The 20,115-nt window shown below is 70.4% G+C and carries 19 protein-coding genes and 1 tRNA gene; 13 read left to right on the top strand and 7 right to left on the bottom strand.

The features are described 5' to 3' along the window. Nucleotides 1-100: 100 nt before the first annotated feature. Nucleotides 101-1,333, bottom strand: coding sequence for a DUF3662 and FHA domain-containing protein (locus ACZ63J_RS15570; protein ID WP_465439504.1), 1,233 nt, complete (start codon nt 1,331-1,333; stop codon nt 101-103). 131 nt (nt 1,334-1,464) lie between these two features. On the opposite strand from ACZ63J_RS15570, the gene ACZ63J_RS15565 reads away from it, so the two are divergent. Next, a tRNA-Leu gene (locus ACZ63J_RS15565) sits at nt 1,465-1,547 on the top strand. 135 nt (nt 1,548-1,682) lie between these two features. Here ACZ63J_RS15565 and ACZ63J_RS15560 read toward each other — a convergent pair. The 4 genes from ACZ63J_RS15560 to ACZ63J_RS15545 all read right to left on the bottom strand — a co-directional run bounded on the left by ACZ63J_RS15560 (nt 1,683) and on the right by ACZ63J_RS15545 (nt 4,048). Then, nucleotides 1,683-2,423, bottom strand: coding sequence for a S1 family peptidase (locus ACZ63J_RS15560; protein WP_465439502.1), 741 nt, complete (start codon nt 2,421-2,423; stop codon nt 1,683-1,685). A gap of 115 nt (nt 2,424-2,538) precedes the next feature. Continuing rightward, the gene (locus ACZ63J_RS15555) at nt 2,539-3,291 is read right to left on the bottom strand and encodes a S1 family peptidase (protein WP_465400123.1); all 753 of its coding nucleotides are present in this window, start codon (nt 3,289-3,291) and stop codon (nt 2,539-2,541) included. Nucleotides 3,292-3,307: 16 nt separating this feature from the next. Then, entirely contained in the window at nt 3,308-3,529 is a 222-nt protein-coding gene (locus tag ACZ63J_RS15550) for a hypothetical protein (RefSeq protein WP_465400124.1), read from the bottom strand. Nucleotides 3,530-3,673: 144 nt separating this feature from the next. Beyond that, nucleotides 3,674-4,048: an FKBP-type peptidyl-prolyl cis-trans isomerase gene (locus tag ACZ63J_RS15545; protein WP_465306376.1), complete on the bottom strand. Its 375-nt coding sequence runs from the start codon at nt 4,046-4,048 to the stop codon at nt 3,674-3,676. 140 nt (nt 4,049-4,188) lie between these two features. On the opposite strand from ACZ63J_RS15545, the gene ACZ63J_RS15540 reads away from it, so the two are divergent. The 4 genes from ACZ63J_RS15540 to ACZ63J_RS15525 all read left to right on the top strand — a co-directional run bounded on the left by ACZ63J_RS15540 (nt 4,189) and on the right by ACZ63J_RS15525 (nt 9,926). Next, nucleotides 4,189-7,407: a penicillin acylase family protein gene (locus ACZ63J_RS15540; RefSeq protein ID WP_465439500.1), complete on the top strand. Its 3,219-nt coding sequence runs from the start codon at nt 4,189-4,191 to the stop codon at nt 7,405-7,407. 92 nt (nt 7,408-7,499) lie between these two features. After that, nucleotides 7,500-8,540, top strand: a complete 1,041-nt coding sequence (locus tag ACZ63J_RS15535; RefSeq protein WP_465439498.1) for a trans-sulfuration enzyme family protein — start codon at nt 7,500-7,502, stop codon at nt 8,538-8,540. Nucleotides 8,541-8,601: 61 nt separating this feature from the next. Beyond that, nucleotides 8,602-9,339 carry a hypothetical protein gene (locus ACZ63J_RS15530; RefSeq protein ID WP_465439496.1) on the top strand — a complete coding sequence of 246 codons (738 nt, stop codon included), beginning with the start codon at nt 8,602-8,604 and terminating at the stop codon, nt 9,337-9,339. Next, nucleotides 9,339-9,926 carry a class F sortase gene (locus ACZ63J_RS15525; protein WP_465439494.1) on the top strand — a complete coding sequence of 196 codons (588 nt, stop codon included), beginning with the start codon at nt 9,339-9,341 and terminating at the stop codon, nt 9,924-9,926. The genes ACZ63J_RS15530 and ACZ63J_RS15525 overlap by 1 nt, the downstream gene beginning before the upstream one ends. Here ACZ63J_RS15525 and ACZ63J_RS15520 read toward each other — a convergent pair. Together ACZ63J_RS15520 and ACZ63J_RS15515 are read right to left on the bottom strand one after the other, a co-directional pair. Further along, a complete protein-coding gene (locus ACZ63J_RS15520) occupies nt 9,912-10,952 on the bottom strand; it encodes a patatin-like phospholipase family protein (protein WP_465333183.1) in 1,041 nt (346 codons plus the stop codon). The two genes, ACZ63J_RS15525 and ACZ63J_RS15520, sit on opposite strands and share 15 nt — an antisense overlap. 19 nt (nt 10,953-10,971) lie before the next feature. Beyond that, entirely contained in the window at nt 10,972-11,715 is a 744-nt protein-coding gene (locus ACZ63J_RS15515) for a FadR/GntR family transcriptional regulator (RefSeq protein WP_465439492.1), read from the bottom strand. 66 nt (nt 11,716-11,781) lie between these two features. Between ACZ63J_RS15515 and ACZ63J_RS15510 the strand changes: the two genes are divergently transcribed. From ACZ63J_RS15510 to ACZ63J_RS15475, 8 genes are read left to right on the top strand one after another with little or no spacing between them, the layout of a single operon-like run. After that, nucleotides 11,782-13,272, top strand: coding sequence for an ABC transporter substrate-binding protein (locus ACZ63J_RS15510; protein ID WP_465439490.1), 1,491 nt, complete (start codon nt 11,782-11,784; stop codon nt 13,270-13,272). Beyond that, nucleotides 13,269-14,213, top strand: coding sequence for an ABC transporter permease (locus ACZ63J_RS15505; RefSeq protein ID WP_465306360.1), 945 nt, complete (start codon nt 13,269-13,271; stop codon nt 14,211-14,213). Before ACZ63J_RS15510 ends, ACZ63J_RS15505 begins: the two co-directional genes overlap by 4 nt. Further along, on the top strand, nt 14,213-15,019 hold the full coding sequence (locus ACZ63J_RS15500; protein WP_465400131.1) for an ABC transporter permease: 807 nt from the start codon (nt 14,213-14,215) through the stop codon (nt 15,017-15,019). The genes ACZ63J_RS15505 and ACZ63J_RS15500 overlap by 1 nt, the downstream gene beginning before the upstream one ends. After that, a complete protein-coding gene (locus tag ACZ63J_RS15495) occupies nt 15,016-15,747 on the top strand; it encodes an ATP-binding cassette domain-containing protein (protein ID WP_465400132.1) in 732 nt (243 codons plus the stop codon). Before ACZ63J_RS15500 ends, ACZ63J_RS15495 begins: the two co-directional genes overlap by 4 nt. Further along, on the top strand, nt 15,744-16,514 hold the full coding sequence (locus ACZ63J_RS15490; protein WP_465333174.1) for an ABC transporter ATP-binding protein: 771 nt from the start codon (nt 15,744-15,746) through the stop codon (nt 16,512-16,514). The genes ACZ63J_RS15495 and ACZ63J_RS15490 overlap by 4 nt, the downstream gene beginning before the upstream one ends. Continuing rightward, entirely contained in the window at nt 16,507-17,919 is a 1,413-nt protein-coding gene (locus tag ACZ63J_RS15485) for an aldehyde dehydrogenase family protein (protein ID WP_465400133.1), read from the top strand. Before ACZ63J_RS15490 ends, ACZ63J_RS15485 begins: the two co-directional genes overlap by 8 nt. Then, nucleotides 17,916-18,671, top strand: a complete 756-nt coding sequence (locus ACZ63J_RS15480) for an SDR family NAD(P)-dependent oxidoreductase (protein WP_465400134.1) — start codon at nt 17,916-17,918, stop codon at nt 18,669-18,671. Before ACZ63J_RS15485 ends, ACZ63J_RS15480 begins: the two co-directional genes overlap by 4 nt. 9 nt (nt 18,672-18,680) lie before the next feature. After that, nucleotides 18,681-20,066, top strand: a complete 1,386-nt coding sequence (locus ACZ63J_RS15475; RefSeq protein WP_465400135.1) for an amidase — start codon at nt 18,681-18,683, stop codon at nt 20,064-20,066. The last annotated feature ends 49 nt before the right edge of the window (nt 20,067-20,115 follow it).

Here is a 20,115-nt window from a genome sequence, read left to right as displayed (position 1 = left end):
TTGGTGTGTCCGCTCCCGACTCTTCCGTGCAGCCGCGACGCGGGTACGCCGCGGTCCCCCCGCACGTCAATTCTGCGGGAACAGTATTCCGTGCCCGGAGTCAGCCCTGTGTACGGAACACCAGGGACGAATGACCCACCCGGATGACGTCGCCGTCGGCGAGCTGCCAGGTCTGGACCGGAGTGCCGTTCACGGTCGTGCCGTTGGTCGACCCGATGTCGGCGAGCGTCGCGCTCTGGCCGTCCCAGGTGATCTCCAGGTGCCGGCGCGAGACGCCGGTGTCCGGGAGGCGGAAGTCGGCGTCCTGGCCGCGGCCCACGACGTTGCCACCCTGCTTGAGGGAGTACGTCCGGTTCGAGCCGTCGTCCAGCTGCAGGCTCGCCGCGAGCTGGCGCCCGGCCGCGGGCTGGCCGTAACCGCCCTGCTGCTGGCCGTACGGGTCGCCGGCCGGCTGGCCGTACGGCTGCTGCTGGCCGTACTGGTCGTACCCGCCCTGCTGCTGGCCGCCGTACTGGTCGTACCCGGGCGCCTGCTGCTGGCCGCCGTACTGGTCGTAACCACCCTGCTGGTAGCCGCCCTGCTCGTAGCCACCCTGCTGGGGCTGGGCGTACCCGCCCTGGTCGTAGCCACCGCCCTGGGGCTGGGCGTAGCCACCTTGGTCGTAGCCACCCTGCTGGGGCTGGCCGTAACCCTGGTCGTAACCGCCCTGCTGCTGGCCGCCGTACTGGTCGTAACCGGGCTGCTGCTGGCCGCCGTACTGGTCGTAGCCGCCCTGCTGCTGGCCGTAACCCTGGTCGTACCCGGGCTGCTGGCCACCCTGCTGTCCGTAGCCGTATTGGCCCTGCTGGCCGTACGGGTCACCCTGGTCGTATTGGCCGTAGCCGGGGGGCTGGCTCATTGCTGGGTCTCCTGCGTTGCTGGGTCGTGCCGACCGTGGTGAACCGGCGCCTGAGGGGCGGGCGTCGGGATCGACGGACGAACGGGTCTTGAACTGTCCAGTATGCAGCGCCTCGTTGCGCTCGAGTGATACGACGACGTCACCATAGGTGTCCAGGCCTTCGGCGGCGAGGTGTTCCGCGACCGCCTTGGCGAGGACCTGGGTGACCCGTTGCTCGTCACCGGCCATGCGTTCGTGGTCAGCCGACCCCAAGGACACGATGTAGTGATTCGGGGCGAGCTGCCGACCGCCTGCCAGCTCACGAACGTTCTCCTCACTCTCCCGCTCGAGGGCGATCGCCACTTCCTGCGTGACGACGTTGCCACCGAACATGCGCGCGAAAGTGTTCCCCACCAGGTTCTCGAGTCGCCTGTCGAATCTCTCGGCGCGGCCCACCGGGGAAAACCTCCTCTGCACGTGTGCTTCCGCACCGATCCTATCCGGGTGAGCGAGCCTCGACACGGCCCCCGGTGAAACCGGTCCGAACGACCTGCTAGTCTTCTCCTCGCTGTCAGAGAGAAGCACTCGGGCGAGTGGCGGAATGGCAGACGCGCACGGTTCAGGTCCGTGTGTCCGAAAGGACGTGAGGGTTCAACTCCCTCCTCGCCCACTCGAAAAGGGCCCCGGCTGGTTGCCGGGGCCCTTTTTCGTGTTCTGGCGGCCGAGCGGACATCTGCGGCTCAGGTGGGGAATATCACCCGTTTGGCTCTGCGTGGTGTTCGCTCACGGCGGACTTTCGGGTGTATCAAGACGCCGTTTTGGTGATCCAGGCCTTGAGGACGTCGGTGCGGCTCGTCGTCTCGATGCCCGCGTGGGGGCAGCCCGGGCCGGTGGCCTCCAGCGCGACCAGCTCGTCGCCGGTGAAGTACGGGGCTCCGGAGTCGTACGTGCACGCGCTCGTTGTGATCTCCGGGGCCGCGCCGCGGACACCCAGCGTGGTCGGCTCGACCTTGGCGACCGCGACTGTGCCCTGCTGCAGGCGCGTCGCCGGTTTCGGGTCCGTGCTCGTGAGGCTGCCCCAGCCGGCGAGGGTCAGCTGGTCGCCTACCTTGGCGGTCCTCGTCGTGATCTTGAGCGGCTGCACCGTGGTCACTGGGGTGTCCAGGTGGGCCAGGGCGACGTCGTTCTCCTTGGCCTGGACCACCTCGGTCACTTTGCGGGCCACGCCGGACTCCGTCGCCTCGTCCACCAGGCCGAGGGTGACCGTCGTGGGGTACGGCGTCTTGCCGGAGACGCGGTTGCGGGCGGCGTCGTGGAAGCAGTGGCCGGTGGTCAGGAGCCAGGCGGGGGCGACCAGCGCGCCCGTGCAGAAGCTGCTGTAGGTCGAGCCGTCCGGACGCGGGATCTTCGTCATCGCGAGCTTCGCGACGAACCCGAACCGGCCGGGCGGCACGTCGGACCCGTGGGCGATCCCTGGCGCGGCCAAGGCGGCAGGGGCGGTGGTGATGGTCAGGACAACAGCGGCGAGCACGGCGCGCAGGCGCATTCTTCCCCTTCGTCGAAACGATGATCGACGTTCGAGGCTAGGGCCGCCGCCGTGCCGGGGGAATTCCCTGGCCGGGCGTCACCCGGGGGACCACCGGGTGACGCCCGGACGGAGGTCAGCCCGTGTGCGAAGCGATCCAATCCGCGACGACGTCGACGCGCGAGGTCGTCTCGAGCTGGTTGTGCGGGCAGTCCGGCCCGGACGACTCCACCGAGACGAGCTGGCCGCCGGTGCCCGCCGCGACGAAGTACGGCGCGCCCGAGTCGTACACGCACGCGCTCGTCGTCGACGTCGGCGCGACACCCTGCACGCCCAGCGTCGAGGTGGCGACCTGGCCGATCTTCACCGTGCCCTGCTGCAGCTTCGTCGACGGTGCCGGGTTGGTGGCGGTGAGGCTGCCCCAGCCGGCCAGCGTCAGCTGCTGCCCGAGCGACGGCGTGAGCCGGTTGACCGTGAGCGGCGTGATGCCGCTGACGGCGGTGTCGAGCGTGGCGATCGCGATGTCGTTGGCGGCGGCCTGGTAGACCGTCACGACGTTGCGCGTCACCCCCGGTGTGCTCTGGTTGACCGTGCCGAGCAGCACCGAGGTCGGGTACGGCACCGGGCCGGAGACGCGGTTGCGGTTCGCGTCGTGGAAGCAGTGGCCGGCGGTGATGATCCACTTCGCCGCGATCAGCGCGCCCGAGCAGGCGCTGTTGTACTTCGTCCCGTCGGGCTTCGGGATGTTGGTCATCGTGAGCTTCGCGGCGAACTTGAACGTCCCCGCCGGGACGTCGGCGCCGTTGGCCACGGCGGCCGCCGGGCTCGCGGTGGCGAGCCCGGCGGCCAAGGTCAAAAGGGCAGCGGAAAACACAGCGCGAACGCGCATCGGTGGATCCCCCTTGTCACGCACCGGCCGTCGAAGGCCGGTGATCACCTTCGAGCGTAGCGACGCCGTGGCAGGGAAAAATGCGCCGTTCAGCCCAAGTGTGCGGCGATCCGGTCCGCGATGACGTCGACACGAGCGGTGGTTTCGGCCTGGTCGTGCGGACAACCGGCTTGTCGAGCTCCGCGATGGCGATGTCGTTGCTCGGCGACTGGTACACGGTGACGACGTTGCGCGTCACGCCCGGCGGTGATGATCCATTTCTTGGCGATCAGCGAGCCCGAGCACGCGCTGTTGTACTTCGAGCGGAAAGCAGGGCGCGAGTGCGCACGAATCCCCCAGGTTCGCGTCGGCGGTGGCGGACTGCCCGCCACCGCCGGACAACCTAGTTCACGCCGACCAGGTCGACGACGAAGATCAGGGTCTCGCCGGGCTTGATGACGCCGCCCGCGCCGCGGTCGCCGTAGGCCAGGTGCGGCGGGATGACGAGCTGGCGGCGGCCGCCGATCTTCATGCCCGCGACACCCTGGTCCCAGCCGGAGATGACCTGGCCGGCGCCGAGGCCGAAGCGCAGCGGTTCGCCGCGGTCCCAGGAGGCGTCGAACTGCTCGCCGGTCGAGTGGGAGACGCCGACGTAGTGCACGGTGACGGCCTTGCCGGGCGTGGCCTCCGCGCCGTCACCAACCGTGATGTCGGTGATCTCGAGGTCGGCCGGAGGGTTGCCCTCGGGGCGGTCGATCTGGGGCTTTTCCAAGGTCATGGCACTCACCGTACCCACGCGCGCGAGGCTGCGCCGTTCGGACTACACCCAAGGGCTGAAAAACGCGAAAAGTCTTCACACTTGTCCTACTGATGGGTAGCGTGCGCTTCGTCACTCTTCTGGACGGAGGGGAGCCCGGCATGCGACGAGGCATCCGCGCCCTGACCTACACGGCACTGGGGGCCCTCGTGGCCGGGCTCGCCCAAGTCGCCGTCACCGCGCCGGCCGCCCAGGCGGCCGTGTCGCCCGACGACTACTGCGGGGGGCAGTGCAGCGACATCCTCCCGCCCGGCGAGCAGGGCAGTGCGACGCTCGCCGAAATCCTCGCGCACAAGGTGCTCGGCACCCGGCCCGCGCACTCCGCCGACCAGCTCGGCAAGTACTCGTCGCTGGCGAACGGGTACCAGACCCTGACCACCGGCACGATCAACCAGTACTTCAACGACTCGTCGTTCGGCGTCGCCGCCGACCAGGTCGCGAGCACGACGAAGCCGCGCTCCGACGTGACGATCGTGCGGGACAAGGCCCTCGGCGTCCCGCACATCACCGGCACCACCCGCGCCGGCACCGAGTTCGGCGCCGGGTACGCCGCCGCGCAGGACCGGCTGTGGCTGATGGACGTCCTGCGGCACGCCGCCCGCGGCCAGGTCACCCCGTTCGCCGGGGGCGCCGAAGCCAACCGGGAGCTGGAACAGCAGTTCTTCTCCAACGCGCCGTACACCGAAGCCGAGCTGCAGCAGCAGATCGACCACGTCGCCGCCAGCGGCCCGCGCGGCGCGCAGGGCCTGGCCGACGCGCAGGCCTACGTCGACGGCATCAACAAGTACATCACCGACTCCCACAACGGCCGGTACTTCCCGGGTGAGTACGTGCTGACCGGGCACGTCGACGCGATCACCAACGCGGGCACGATCGACCCGTTCAAGCTGACCGACCTCGTCGTGCTCGCCTCGCTGGTCGGCGCCGAGTTCGGCGCGGGCGGCGGCGGTGAGGTGCAGAACGCGATCGCGAAGCTCGCGCTGCAGGAGCAGTACGGCGTCGTGCAGGGCGAGAAGGTGTGGCAGAGCCTCCGTTCCGAGGACGACCCCGAAGCCGTCAAGACCCTGCACGACGGCCAGACCTTCCCGTACGGCAAGACGCCGGCCAACGCGGTCGGGCAGGCCCTGCCGGACAAGGGCTCGGTGACCGGGCAGCAGCTGGTGTTCGACAAGACCGGCTCGGCCGCGACCGCGACGCCGTCCACTGTGGATGTCGCCGCGCCCGCCGACCAGGAGCCCGCCCGCGGGATGTTCGAGAACGGCGTGCTGCCGGGCAACCTGCTGAGCGAGAAGCACGGCATGTCCAACGCGCTGCTCGTCTCCGGCTCGAAGACCGCCAGCGGCCACCCGGTCGCCGTCTTCGGCCCGCAGACCGGGTACTTCGCCCCGCAGCTGCTGCTGTTGCAGGAGCTGCAGGGCCCGGGCATCAGCTCGCGCGGCGCGGCCTTCGCCGGCCTGAGCATGTACACGCTCCTCGGGCGCGGCCAGGACTACTCGTGGAGCGCGACGACGTCGGCGCAGGACATCATCGACACCTACGCGCTCACCCTGTGCGACCCGAGCGGCAAGGCGCCGACGAAGGACTCGAACTACTACACCTGGCAGGGCCAGTGCATCCCGATGGACACCGTCGAGGTGAAGAACGCCTGGAACCCGACGGTCGCCGACGGCACCGCGGCGGGCTCGTACACCCTGCGCAGCTACCGGACGAAGTACGGGCCGGTGCAGAGCCGGGCGACCGTCGGCGGCAAGCCGGTGGCGTACGCGGCGCTGCGGTCGTCCTACTTCCACGAGGTCGACTCGCTGATCGGCTTCCAGGAGCTGAACGACCCGGGCTTCGTCAAGTCCGCGGCAGACTTCCAGAAGGCCGCGGCCGACATCAACTACACGTTCAACTGGTTCTACGCCGACTCGAAGGACATCGCGTACTTCAACTCCGGCGCCAACCCGGCCCGTCAGTCCAATGTGGACCCGAACATGCCGGTGTGGGGTGACCAGGGCCACGACTGGACCGGCTGGAACCCGAACGGCAACGTCGCGAACTACACCCCGGCGTCGCAGCACCCGCAGTCGGTCAACCAGGACTACTACGTCAGCTGGAACAACGCGCAGGCCAACGGGTACGCGGCGGCCGGCGCCGACAAGTCCGCCGTGCACCGCGTCGACCTGCTCGACTCGCGGGTCAAGAAGCTGATCTCCAGCGGCACCAAGGTCACCCGGGTCAACCTGACCCAGGCGATGGAGGACGCCGCGCTCGCCGACCTGCGCGCCGAGCGCGTCCTGCCGCTGCTGCTGCAGGTGCTCGACAAGGCGCCGACCACCGGCCCGGCCGCGGACGCCGAGGCGAAGCTCAAGGCGTGGCTCACCCACGGCCAGCAGCGCAAGGAGACTTCGCCGGGCAGCAAGGCGTACACCGACGCCGACGCGATCCGCATCTTCGACGCCTGGTGGCCGCTGCTCGTGCAGGCCGAGTTCAAGCCGGGCATGGGGGACAACGCCTACAACGCGATGACCGGCGTGCTGGGCATCAACGAAAGCCCGTCCGGCTTCCAGAACGGCAACGGCCAGCACACCGGCCAGCCCCACAAGGGTTCGTCGTTCCAGTTCGGCTGGTGGGGCTACGTCAGCAAGGACATCCGGCAGGTCCTCGGTCAGCCGGTCGCGGGCCCGCTGGGCCAGACGTTCTGCGGCGGCGGCAACGTCACGACGTGCCGCCAGGCGCTCGTCGACTCGCTGACCACGGCCGCGGGCCAGGCCGCGAACACCGTCTACCCCGGTGACGCGTCCTGTTCCGCGGGTGACCAGTGGTGTGCCGACACGATCGTGCACAACCCGCTGGGCGGGATCACGCAGGACAAGATCAGCTGGCAGAACCGGCCGACGTTCCAGCAGGTCGTCGAGTACACCGCGCACCGCGGCGACAACATCACGAACCTCGCGCCGGGGAAGACGGTCAGCGCCACGAGCGCCGAGACCGGCTTCTACAACTCGCCGGCGTCGAACGCGATCGACGGCAACGCCTCGACCCGCTGGGCCAGTGACTGGAGCGACGACCAGGCGATCACCGTCGACCTCGGTGCGGTCCAGCAGGTTTCGCGGGTGCTGCTGAGCTGGGAGTCCGCGTACGGCAAGAGCTACAAGATCCAGACCTCGCCGGATGCGGTGAGCTGGACGGACGCGGCGGTCGTCACGGACGGGGACGGCGGGCAGGACAACCTGTCGTTCACGCCCACGCAGGCCAGGTTCGTGAAGCTGCAGGGTGTCCAGCGCGGCACGAAGTACGGGTACTCGCTCTACGAGTTCGAGGTCTACGCCCACTAGAAGGAGCCAGGCCGGCCCGCTCCCGGACGCGGGGGCGGGCCGGCCGTCTTCGTCACAGTGACCGGGGCATGACCTGCGGTTACCGTGATCGCATGGACGACTGGACGCCCCGCACCAAGGCCATCACCGCCGGCCGGCCGCACGGCCCCGGCGAGCCGCTGAACACCCCGCTCGTCGCCACCAGCACGTACCAGGCCGGTGGCGACTCGGTGTACGCCCGCAGCGACGGGACGCCGACCTGGCACGCACTCGAAGAAGCCGTCGGGGCGCTCGAAGGCGGTGACGCGACGGCGTTCGCGTCCGGCGTCGCGACGTTGTCCGCGGTGCTGGACCTGCTGCCGGTCGGGTCGCGGGTGGTCGTGCCGACGTTCAGCTACGCCGTGACGCGCGGGGTGCTGGCCCACGCGCAGAAGCTCGGCAAGCTCGCCGTCACCGAGCTCGAGCCGACCGACACCGAAGCCTGGGTGGCCGAGGCGGCGACGTCCGACCTGGTCTGGCTCGAGTCGCCGACCAACCCGACGCTCGACGTGATGGACATCAAGACGATCGCCGCCGCCGCGCGCGGCCGGGTCGTCGTCGACAACACCTTCGCGACGCCGTTGCAGCAGCGGCCGCTGGAGCTGGGCGCCGACGTCGTCGTGCACAGCGCGACCAAGCTCATCGGCGGGCACAGCGACCTGCTGCTGGGCATCACCGTCGCCGCGGACCCCGAGGTGGCGGCCGAGCTGAGGGGCGCGCGGACCCGCGTCGGCTCGACGCCCGGCGCCCTCGAAGCCTGGCTCGCGCTGCGGGGGCTGCGGACCATGCCGGTCCGGCTGGCCGAGCAGTCCCGCACCGCCGCGTTGCTGGCCGGGCGCCTCGGCGAGCACCCCGCTGTGACGCGGGTGCGGTACCCGGGCTTCGGGATGATGGTCTCCTTCGACCTGGCCGACGCCGAGGCCGCCGACCGCTTCTGCGCGTCGACCCGGCTGATCGTCCCGGCGACGAGCCTCGGCGGGGTCGAAAGCCTGGTCGAACGGCGGGCGTGGCTGCCGGGCGAGGAGCGCGTCCCGGCCGGTCTGGTGCGGTTCAGCGTGGGTCTCGAAGATCCGGAAGACCTCTGGCGGGATTTGTCCATCGCCCTCGCGGAGTAACACCAACGGTTGAATCCTCGATAGTCGCGGCATCGCAGTTCGCTGGCTTTTGGGAGTCGTCGTGGGTAGAACGCTGAGCCGGGTCGCCGGGGTCGTTTTCGCGGGTGCGCTCGCCACCGTGGTCGCCGCGCCGGCCGCACTGGCGCAGACGGACACGACCACCGTGCCGTCGTCGACCGAGACCAGCACGTCCGAGACCACGACGACCACCACGGCGCCGTCGACCTCGGAGACGACGACTCCGTCCACTCCGGTCACGACCACCACCACCTCGGCGGACCCGACCGGCGACGTCACCACGACCACGAAGCCGGACAAGCCGACGTCCACTTCGGCCACCAGCGAGCCGCCGGTCGACGACCCCGACTACCAGGACGGCGTCGGCCACGGCTTCATCGGCCTCAGCGGCGAGGGGATCCTGGTCGTCAACTGCGCGTCCGGCAAGGTCGGCGGCATCCTCAGCCAGAACCTCAGCGTCACCGCGGGCCCGGACCAGGACGAGTCCGACGGCCGGCTCTGGAACTACCAGGTGACCGTCGTGACGCCGCCGTCCGGACCGACCGCCCGGTTCGCCTTCACCTGCGACGGCGTCGAGGGCATCGGGATCGTCGACTTCGAGCAGGAGCAGCCGCCGACGACGTCGAGCAGCGCGCCGACCAGCACCTCCAGCAGCTCGCCGTCGAGCACCGCGCCGGTCACCACCGCGACGTCCGCGGCGCCCGGCAACACCACGCCGAAGGCCCAGGTCAAGGTGGCGCCCGAGGGTGGCATCGAGACCGGCTTCGGCGGTACCGCCTGATGACCGCCCGGCGAGCGGGCGCGGTGGTCGCCGCGCTCGCCGTCCTGGTGGCCGGGTGCAGCACCGCCGAACCGCAGGCGGCCGCGCCGAAGTCACCGCCGCCGCCGTCGGCCCCGGTGAGCGTGCCGTTCAAGGGCCTCCGGCCGACGTCGGTGAAGATCCCCAAGATCGGCGCCGAGTCCAGCCTGCTCGCGGTGGCGGTCAAGACGGACGGCTCGATCTCCGTCCCGTCGGTGCACACGCCGATGCAGGCGGCCTGGTACAAGCTCTCGCCGGTGCCCGGCGACGTCGGCCCGGCGATCGTGCTCGGGCACGTCGACGGCGACAAGAAGCCGGGCATCTTCTACAAGCTGAAGGACCTCACGCCCGGCGACGAGGTGGACGTCGACCGCAGCGACGGCAAGAAGGTGAAGTTCGTCGTCGACCGCGTCACCCAGGTCCCGAAGGACACCTTCCCGCGCGACGCCGTCTACGGGAACAGCGACCAGCCCGAGCTGCGCCTGATCACCTGTGGTGGCGTTTTCGACCACGCCGAGCACAGCTACAAGGACAACATCGTCGTCTACGCGAAGCTAGCCAACGCCTGAGCCGGGGTACGGGAACTCCGGCTTCGCCGTGGCGCCGGGGCACACCCAGCGCCGCATGCCGGCGTCGCAGACCGCGTAACCCCAGTTGATCAGCTGGTCCTGCTGGTGTTCCGGGGTCTTCGTGAGCCGCGTCTTCGTCTCGGCGAGCGCGCGGGTCTTCTCGATCGGCGCCGGCAGCGCGTCCGGCAGCTCGAAGTTCTCGATGTTGCTGTAGGTCGCCCAGTACGTCCCGGCGAACTGCTTGTCCTGGTAGGACTTCAGCAGCGAGCCGGTGCGCAGCTCGCGGACCTGGTTGTCCATCACGGTCAGCACCCGGAACATCTGGAACGGCCAGTTCCGCTTCGGCTTCTCCTCGTGCTTCATCTTCTTGCCCGCGTCGCTGACCAGGACGGTCGCGCGCTGGTTCTCGATCGGGTCGAGGCCGAGGTTGTCGTACACCCCGGCGTCGCTGAGCACGATCTTGCGGCCGGCCTGGTGCGGGTCCGGGATGACCACCGGCGAGAGCAGCGGCGGGAAGGCGGACGACGCGGCGACGGCGGTGGCCAGCGGCACCTGCCCGTGCGGGCCGGGCTGCCGGAAGAACCACCACAGCGAGCCGTCCTGCAGGCTGGTCGCGGTGAACACGAACTGCGGCCCGGCCGGGTCGAGGTCCGCGAGCTTGCAGTCGCCGAAGAGGTGTTCGGCGTAGCGGCGCGCGAGCTCTTCACCCGCACTGCGCCAGGGCGTGACCAACGCCTTGAGCGTCACCGGGATGTCGAGGTTCGTGCGGGCCAGCTTCCGCAGCGGCGCCACGACCTCCTTGCCGAAGTTCTCCGCGACGCCGTCTTCGCCGAACCACAGCTTGTGCCACGCGTGCGCCAGCACCCCCGCGGCGATCGAACCGCCGGACACACTGGAGACGGTGGTCAGCTTGGGCAGCCAGCCGAGCTCGTTGAGCCGCCAGAGCGCGCCCGCGTGGAAGAGCATCGCGCGGTAACCGCCACCGGAAAGCGCCAGTCCGACGCCATCGCGCTCCGAGGAATCCACCCGACGGAGTGTAGGCCGGTCAGCGCAACAACGGCGTGAGAAGTGGCCGTTGCCCGGCCGGGACGTACTCGGCGTAGTTGTCGTACAACGCTTGTTTGGCCAGGTGGGCCGCGCCGGCGCCGTCGGCCGCGCGGACCGCGTCGAGCACCTCGGCGTGGTGGGCGAGCCAGGCGCGCATGAGGGACGCGCGGTTGCTGGCGTGTTCCAGCTTGTCCTCGATCAGTTCCAGCACCACGCCGCGGACGACTTCTTCGCTGACCACCAGCAGTGGGTTGCGTGAGATGCGCGCGATGACTTCGTGGAAGGCGACGTCCGCGCGGCTGAATTCGGCGTAACCACGCGAAACGCCTTCGCGCATCGACTCCAGCGCCGCGTCGAGGCCGGTCAGGTCGTCTTCCGTGCGAAGCTCCGCGGCGAGGAGGTGGGCCGAGCCGTCGAGGATCATCCGGAACTGCAGCAGCTCGGCGAGCCCGACGTGGTCGGCACGTGCGAGCCGGTGCATCGAGCGGTGCAACGCGACGGGGGACGCGGCCAGCACCTCGGGCCCGCGCGGGTCGCCGGGGCGCGAGCGGATCATTTCGGCCGCCTGCAACACGCGCAGGGCTTCCCGGATCGTCGAGCGGCCGACGCCGAACTGGGTCATCAGCTCGCGTTCGCTCGGCAGGCGTTCGCCCGGCTTGAGCTCACCGCTGATCACGGCCTTCTCGATCTGCTCGACGACCCGCTCGTACGCGCGGACCGGAGCCACCGGTTCGAACCGCATCCCTTGACCTCGTCGTCCGCTCGGTGCAGGCTACTGGTCTGACCAGTGTACTGACCTGGAGGCGGAATGAAAGTCCGGATTCCCGCGGTGGCAGCGGCGCTGCTGCTCGTGGTGTCCGGGTGCTCGGCCGGCTCGTCCGCGAGCGTTTCCGCTGGTCCGGACACGCTTTCCGTCGGCTTCACGGCGGAGCCGGCGAACTTCGACTTCACCAAGACCGACGGCGCCGCCATCCCGCAGGCGTTGCTCTACAACGTCTACGAAGGCCTGGTGAAGCTCGACTCGCAGGGACGTGTGGTCCCGCTGCTCGCGAAGTCGTGGACGATCAGCCCCGACCGCCGCACCTACGACTTCCAGCTGCAGCCGGGCGTGAAGTTCAGCAACGGCGCGCCGTTCACCGCTGAGGACGTCAAGTTCTCGCTGCTGCGCGTGAAGACCGACTGGACGATTTCGATCAAGTCCACGATGGACGTGGTCGACCACGTCGACGTCGTCGCGCCGGACCACGCGCGGGTGGTGCTCTCGAAGCCGTCGAACGGCTGGCTGTTCAGCCTCACCAGCCGGCTCGGCGCGATGTTCAGCCCGACCGGCGTCGCCGATCTGGCGAACAAGCCGGTCGGCACCGGGCCGTACGTCGTCGCGGCCCGCAAGCGCGGAGACTCGGTGGTGCTCAAGGCGAATCCCGGCTACTGGGGCCGCGAACCGGCGTACAAGACGGTCGTCCTCAAGTACATCAAGGACCCGACCGCGCTCAACAACGCCCTGTACAGCAACGGCATCGACGTCATCTCGGCGATCACCGCGCCCGACTCGATCCCGCAGTTCCAGGCGGACGACCGGTTCCAGGTCATCCAAGGCACCTCGAACAGCGAGGTCACGCTCGCGATGAACAACGCGCGGCCGCCGCTGAACGACCCGCGCGTGCGCCAGGCGCTGACGTACGCGATCGACCGGAAGGCGTTGCTCGACACGGCGTGGGCCGGCCGCGGCACGCTGATCGGCAGCATGGTCCCGCCCACCGATCCCTGGTACGAGGACCTGGCGAACGTCTACCCGTTCGATCCGGCGAAGGGGAAGGCGCTGCTGACGGAGGCGGGGGCGACGAACCTGAACCTGCGGCTGCGGATCCCGAACCTGCCGTACGCGGTGTCGGCCGCGCAGGTCGTCCAGTCGCAGCTGGCCGACGTCGGTGTGCGGACGACGATCGAGCCGCTCGACTTCCCGGCCGTCTGGCTGAAGCAGGTGTTCACCGACCACGACTACGACCTGTCGATCATCCAGCACGTCGAGGCCCGCGACATCACGACGTTCGGGAAGCCCAAGTACTACTGGGGTTACGACAGCAAGCGCGTCCAGCAGCTGCTCGCCGACGCCGACAGCGGGACGCCGGACCAGCAGGTCGCGGACATGAAGCAGGTGGCGCGGCAGCTGAACACCGACGCCGCCGCGGACTGGCTGTTCCTGTTCCCCAACGTCATCGTCGCGAAGGCGAAGGTCGGCGGGTTCGTCCAGAACCAGGTCAGCGAGTCGTTCGACCTCACCGGGCTGGCGCCGCGATGACCGCCAAAGTGCTGCGCCGGGTGGCGATCTTCGTGGTCAGCGTGCTGGTCGCGTCGATCGTGGTGTTCCTGTTCATGGCCGTGCTGCCGGGTGATCCGGCGCAGGTCGCGCTCGGCGTCAACGCGACGCCGGAGCTGCTGGCCAAGACCCGCGCGGAGTTCGGCATCGACCGGCCGCTCGTCACGCAGTACTTCGACTGGATCGGCGGGGTGCTGCACGGCGACTTCGGCCGTTCGTACGTCACACGCGACACCATCGGCCCGCAGCTGCTCGACCGCCTCGGCGTGACGCTCTGGCTGGTCGGCGCGGGAATGCTGGTGGCGCTGGTGATCGCGATCCCCGCGGGCACGTTCGCCGCGGTGAAGCACCGGAAGGCGTCCGGCGCCGGGGTTTCCGGGCTGTCGCAGATCGGCGTCGCGATCCCCGCGTTCCTCGCCGGGATCATCCTGGTGCAGATCTTCGCGGTGCAGCTGCGCTGGCTGCCGTCGGGCGGCTGGACCCCGCCGGACCAGGACTTCGGCGAGTTCTTCCGCGGTCTGGTCCTCCCCGCGTTGTCGCTCGGCCTGGTGCAGGGCGCGGTGCTCACGCGGTATGTCCGCTCGGCCGTGCTGGACACGCTGGGCCAGGACTATCTGCGCACCGCGCGGTCCAAGGGGCTCCGACCGGGACAAGCGCTGGTGCGGCACGGCTTGCGCAACGCGTCGGTCCCGGTGGTCACGGTGCTGGGCCTCCAGTTGGCGACGTTGCTGATCGGCGCGGTCGTCGTCGAGCGGGTGTTCGTGCTGCCCGGGCTCGGGTCGATGCTGCTGGACGCGGTCGCGTCGCGGGACCTGCTGACCGTGCAGGGGATCGTGCTCGTGCTGGTGGTCGGCGTGCTGCTGGTCAACTTCGTCGTCGACGTGCTCTACACCGTGCTCGACCCGCGATTGCGAGGTTCGTGATGCGCAGTCTCGTCATCGGCGGGGTGCTCGTCGGCCTGGTCGTGCTGGCCGCGGTGCTGTCGTTCTTCTGGACGCCGTTCGACCCGGTGAAGGTCGACGCGGCCCACCGGCTGCTCGGCTTCGGCGGCTCGAACCTGTTCGGCACCGACAAGTTCGGGCGTGACCTGCTCAGCCAGATCATGGTCGGCGCGCGGACCACGCTGTACGTCGGTGTGGTCGCGGTCGGCATCGCCGCGGTGATCGGCACGCCGCTCGGAATCCTCGCGGGGATGTCCCCGCGGTGGCTGGGCGAGTTCGTCATGCGCGTCAACGACCTCGTGCTCGCGTTCCCCGCGCTGCTGCTGGCGATCATGTTCGGCGCGGTGTTCAGCGCGGACACGCTCACGGCGATGGTCGCGATCGGCATCGCGACGATCCCGTCGTTCGCGCGGATCGCCCGGTCCGGGACGCTGCAGGTGATGAGCACGGAGTTCGTGCTCGCCGCGCGCGCCGGCGGCCGGTCGCGCGTGAACATCGCGCTGCGGCACGTGCTGCCGAACATCTCGGGCCTGCTGATCGTGCAGGCGTCGGTGTCGTTCGCGATCGCCGTGCTGGCCGAAGCGGCGTTGTCGTTCCTCGGCTTCGGGACGCGGCCGCCGACGCCGTCGTGGGGCAGGATGCTGCAGGAATCCCAGGAACTGCTCACCGTGCAGCCGCGGCTCGCGCTGGTGCCGGGCATCGCGATCGCCGTTGCCGTGCTGGGCTTCAACCTCCTCGGTGACGGCCTGCGCGACCGCCTCGACCCCCGGTTGGCGGCCCGCGTATGACTCTCTCGGTCACAGGACTCAGCGTCAACGCCCTGGTCAAGGACGTCTCGTTCGAGATCGGCGCGGGCGAGCGCGTCGGGCTGATCGGCGAGTCGGGGTCCGGGAAGTCGTTGACGGCGCTGGCGATCATGGGCCTGCTGCCGGAGGAGCTCCACACGTCCGGCTCGGTGCGGCTCGGCGAGCGTGAGCTGCTGGGAATGTCCGAAAAGGACCTTTCCCGGCTGCGCGGCGACGAGCTGGCGATGGTGTTCCAGGAGCCGATGACGGCGTTGAACCCGGCCATGCGCGTCGGCCGTCAGGTCACCGAGCCGGGCCGGATCCATGGTCGCCGTCACCGCGCGGAGGAGCTCCTCGACGCGGTGGGCCTGCCAGACACGGCCCGCGCGTACCCGCACCAGCTGTCCGGCGGCCAACGCCAGCGCGTTGTCCTCGCCATGGCCTTGGCGAACAACCCGGCCCTGCTGATCTGCGACGAGCCGACCACCGCCCTCGACGTCACCGTCCAGGCCCAGATCCTCTCGCTGATCAAGACTTCTCTGCCCGCCGAGAGCGCGTTGCTGTTCATCACCCACGACCTCGCGGTGGTCGCGTCGGTGTGTGAGCGCGTGCTCGTGATGCTCGACGGCGAGATCGTCGAAGCGGGTTCGACGCGCGAAGTCCTGACGTCACCGAAGCACGAGTACACGCGGAAGCTCCTCGACGCCTCGGATCTGGAGGCCCGGCGATGATCATCGAAGTCCGTGACCTCGAACGCCGCTACGCGCGGCGGGACGTCCACGCGCTGCGCGGCGTCAGCTTCGACGTCGAAGCGGGGCAGCGGTTCGGCATCGTCGGTGAGTCGGGCTCCGGGAAGTCCACGCTGGTCCGGCTCCTCGCCGCGCTCGACAAGCCGACCGCCGGCACGGTCTCGTTCCAGGGCAGGCGCATCGACAACCTGCCCGAGCGTCGCCTCGGCTTCCTGCGGTCCGAGCTGCAGATCGTCTTCCAGGACCCGATGGGCTCGCTCGACCCGCGGATGCGCGTGCGGGACATCGTTTCCGAGCCGCTGGGCCACCGCGAACCCGACCGCGTCGCCGAACTGCTCGCCGCCGTCGGCCTGCCCGAAGACGCGGCCGGGCGGTACCCGCACCAGTTCTCCGGCGGGCAGCGGCAGCGGATCTCGATCGCCCGCGCGCTGGCGCCGAACCCGAGCGTCCTGATCGCCGACGAGCCGGTCAGCGCCCTCGACGTCTCCGTGCGCGGCCAGATCCTTGACCTGCTCGCGTCGCTGGTAGAGCAGTTCGCGCTGACGCTGGTGTTCGTGTCGCACGACCTCGGCGTGGTCCGGCACGTCTGCGACCGGGTCGCGGTGATGCGCCGCGGGGAGATCGTCGAGCTGGGCGACGTCGCGCAGGTGTATGACGCGCCGCAGCACGAATACACCCGGGAACTGCTGGCCGCCGCGCCGAACCTGCGTGCGGAACTGGCCCGGTTGAGCGGAGGTGAAGATGGCTGAGTATCCCGCAGGCCTGCCGGTCGGCGCCGGCTGGGTGTCCACTGTAGACAGTGCGGAAATCGTTTTCCCCTACGACGGGAGCGTGGTCGGCACCGCACCGATCGGGACGCCGGAGCTGGCGACGCGCGCTGTCGACGAGGCTGTCGCCGTCGCGCGCGAAGTGGCTTCGCTGCCTTCGCGGACTCGCCGGTCTCTGCTCAACGACGTCGCTTCGGCGCTTCGGGATCGACGCGAGGAGTTCGAGAGCCTGCTCGTGCTGGAGACCGGCAAACCGCTGGTCGACTGCCGGGTCGAGGTCGCCCGCACGATCGTCACCTGGGAAGCCGCGGCCGAGGAGGTGTCCCGGCTGCACGGCGAGACCGTGCCGCTGGATCTGCTGCCGTCCGGCGACGGGCTGGTCGGGTTCTGGAAGCGCAAGCCGATCGGCGTCGTCGTCGGCATCGCGGGCTTCAACTACCCACTGCTGCTGGCGTCGCACAAGATCGCCCCGGCGATCGCCGCCGGCTGCCCGGTGATCGTCAAGCCGGCGCCGCAGACGCCGTTGGCCACGCTCTGGCTGGTGCACCTGGTCCGGTCGCTCGCGCCGATCGCGGCGATGGTCCAGCTGGTCACCGGGGACGCCTCGGTCGGCGCGGCCCTGACGACCGACCGCCGCATCGGCGCGGTCTCCTTCACCGGCTCGGCCGCCGTCGGCCACCGCATCGCCCGCGACGCGGCGCCCACCAAGACGTTGCTGGAGCTGGGCTCGAACGCGGCCCTCGTCGTCGCGGAAGACGCCGATCTCGACGCGGCCGCGGACGCCGTGCTGCGCGGCGGTTTCTACGCGTCCGGCCAGGCGTGCATCTCGGTGCAGCGCGTCCTGGTCGTCGCGTCGGTGGCGGCGGACTTCACCGAACGGCTGCTGGCCCGGCTCGACGAGGTTGTTGTCGGCGATCCGCGTGACGAGAAGACGCGGGTGTCGGCGCTGATCGACCCGGCGTCCACCGACCGTGTCGCCGCGTGGATCCAGAAGTCCGGCGCCCGCCGGATCGGCGGCGGAGTCGACGGCACCGTGCTGCGGCCGACGGTCCTGCTCGACGTCCCCGACGGTGTCGAGGCGTGGGACGAGGAGATCTTCGGCCCGGTCGTCTGCCTCCGCACGGTGTCCGATGTGGACGAAGCGTTCGCCGCGGTCAACGCGTCCCGCTACGGCCTCCACGCCAGCGTCTACAGCCGGTCCCTGAAGACGGCCTTCCGCGCGCTCGACGAGCTGGAAGTCGGCGGTGTGGTGGTCAACGAGGTGCCCGGGTTCCGCTCGGACACCATGCCCTACGGCGGGGTGAAGGACTCCGGCATCGGCCGCGAGGGGCCGCGGTTCGCCGTCGAAGAGCTGACCGTGACGAGGATGGCGGTGCTGCGCCCGTGAGCTACGAGAATCTGTTCCGCCTCGACGGCCGCCGGGCCGTGGTGCTCGGCGCCGGCGGCATCGGCCGTGAAGCCGCGCGGGCCTTGGCCGCACACGGCGCTTCGGTCGTCTGCGCCGACCGCGACCTCGAAGCGGCGCGCGAGGCCGGCGTCGGCGAGGCGTACGAGATCAACCTGCTCGAACCCGGGGCGATCGACCGGGCCGCGACGGACCTCGGCCCGCAGGACATCGTGGTGCTGACCGCCGCGACGAACGTCCGCAAACGTTTGCTCGACTACACGCGCGAGGAGTTCGACCGCGTCATCGCGTTGAACCTCGGGGTGTCGTTCGAGGTCGTGCGGGTGTTCGGCGCCGACATGGTCGCGCGCGGGCGGGGGAGCATCATCGGCTTCTCGTCGATCCGCGGCACGACCGTCGAACCCGGCCAGGGCCCGTACGCGGCGACAAAAGCCGGGCTCGTCCAGCTGTTCCGGACGGCCGCGGCGGAGTTCGGCCCGGCCGGGGTGCGGGTCAACACGATCGCTCCCGGCGTCGTCGAAACCCCGCTGACCGCGCAGATCAAGGCGAACCCCGAGTGGTACGACGCGTACGCGCAGAAGGGCGCGTTGGGCCGCTGGGCGCGTCCGGACGAGCTGGCCGGCGCCGTCGTGTACCTCGCTTCGGACGCTTCGTCGTTCGTGACCGGCTCCGTGCTGGCGGTCGACGGCGGCTGGACCGCTGTTGACGGCCGCTTCGAACCGCCCGCCTCCTGAGGAGCGTCCATGCCTGAGTTGCCCGACCTGACCGCCGTTGAGCTCGTGGCGCAGTACCGCGCGAAGACGCTCTCGCCGGTCGAGGTCACCGAAGCCGTCCTCGCGCGCATCGAGGAGCGAGAACCGGAGTTGCACGCGTTGTACGCGTACGACCCTTCGGCGGCTCGCGACGAGGCGAAGGCGTCCGAAGCGCGCTGGGCGTCCGACGAACCGCTGGGCCCGATCGACGGTGTCCCGCTGACGCTCAAGGAGAACATCGCGACCCGCGGCACGCCGGTCCCGCTCGGCACGGCGGCGACCGCGCTCGTCCCCGCCGCCGAGGACGCCCCGGCGGCCGCGCGGATTCGCGAGTCCGGCGGTGTCCTGCTGGCCAAGACGACCATGCCGGACTACGGGATGCTGACGTCCGGCCTCTCGAGCTTCCACACCACCGCGCGGAACCCGTGGCAGCCGTCGGCGTCGCCGGGCGGCTCGAGCGCGGGCGCCGGTGCGGCGGCCGCCGCCGGGTACGGCCCGCTGCACGTCGGCACCGACATCGGCGGCTCGATCCGGCTGCCGGCGGGCTGGTGCGGCCTGGTCGGGCTGAAGCCGAGCTTCGGCCGGGTGCCGGTCGACCCGCCGTTCCTCGGCCGGGTCGCCGGGCCGATGACCCGCACGGTCGCCGACACGGCGTTGCTGATGAGCGTGCTGTCCGTGCCCGACGCGCGTGACCACCTGAGCCTGCCGCCGGCCGACCTGGACTGGTCCGCGCTCGACGGTTCCCTCGAAGGCCTGCGTGTCGGCCTGCACCTCGACCCTGGCGTGGGCATCCCGGTCGACCCGGCGACACGCGACGCCGTCACGGCGGCGGCCCGCGCGTTCGAAGCCGCGGGCGCGGTCGTCGAGCCCGTCGGCCCGTTCCTGACCCGCGAAATGCTCAGTGGTCTCGACGTCTTCTGGCGCACGCGTGCCTGGTCGGACATGCTCGCGTTGCCGGCGGAGCGGCGCGCGAAGGTCCTGCCGTACATCGCGGACTGGGCCGCGGGCGGCGCCGAAGTGTCCGGAGTGGACGTCTACCGCGGCTTCGCCCAGATCGACGTCATCAGCGTGGCCGCGTTGCGCGCGACTTCGGCGTACGACGTCGTCCTCTCGCCGACCTGCCCGGTCGCGGCCCCGCCGGCGGAGTGGGCGTCCCCGACGAACGACCCGTCACGGCCGTTCGAGCACATCGCGTTCACGGTCCCGTACAACATGTCGGGCCAGCCGTCGGTGTCGCTGAACTGCGGGTACACCGACGACGGCCGCCCGATCGGCCTCCAGCTCACCGGACGCCGTTTCGACGACGTCGGCGTCCTGCGCGCGGCCGCGGCGTACGAGCGTCTTCGCGAGCCACAGCGGCCCTGGCCGATCGGATAGGGAAGAAGATCGGGGCCCGCGGCGAAGTGGGGGTGAAACTGTCGCCGAC

The sequence above is a fragment of the Amycolatopsis sp. NPDC104863 genome (assembly GCF_055582965.1).
The sequence above is the reverse complement of the archived record's forward strand: the minus strand, read 5'-3'. Positions and strand labels throughout refer to the sequence as shown.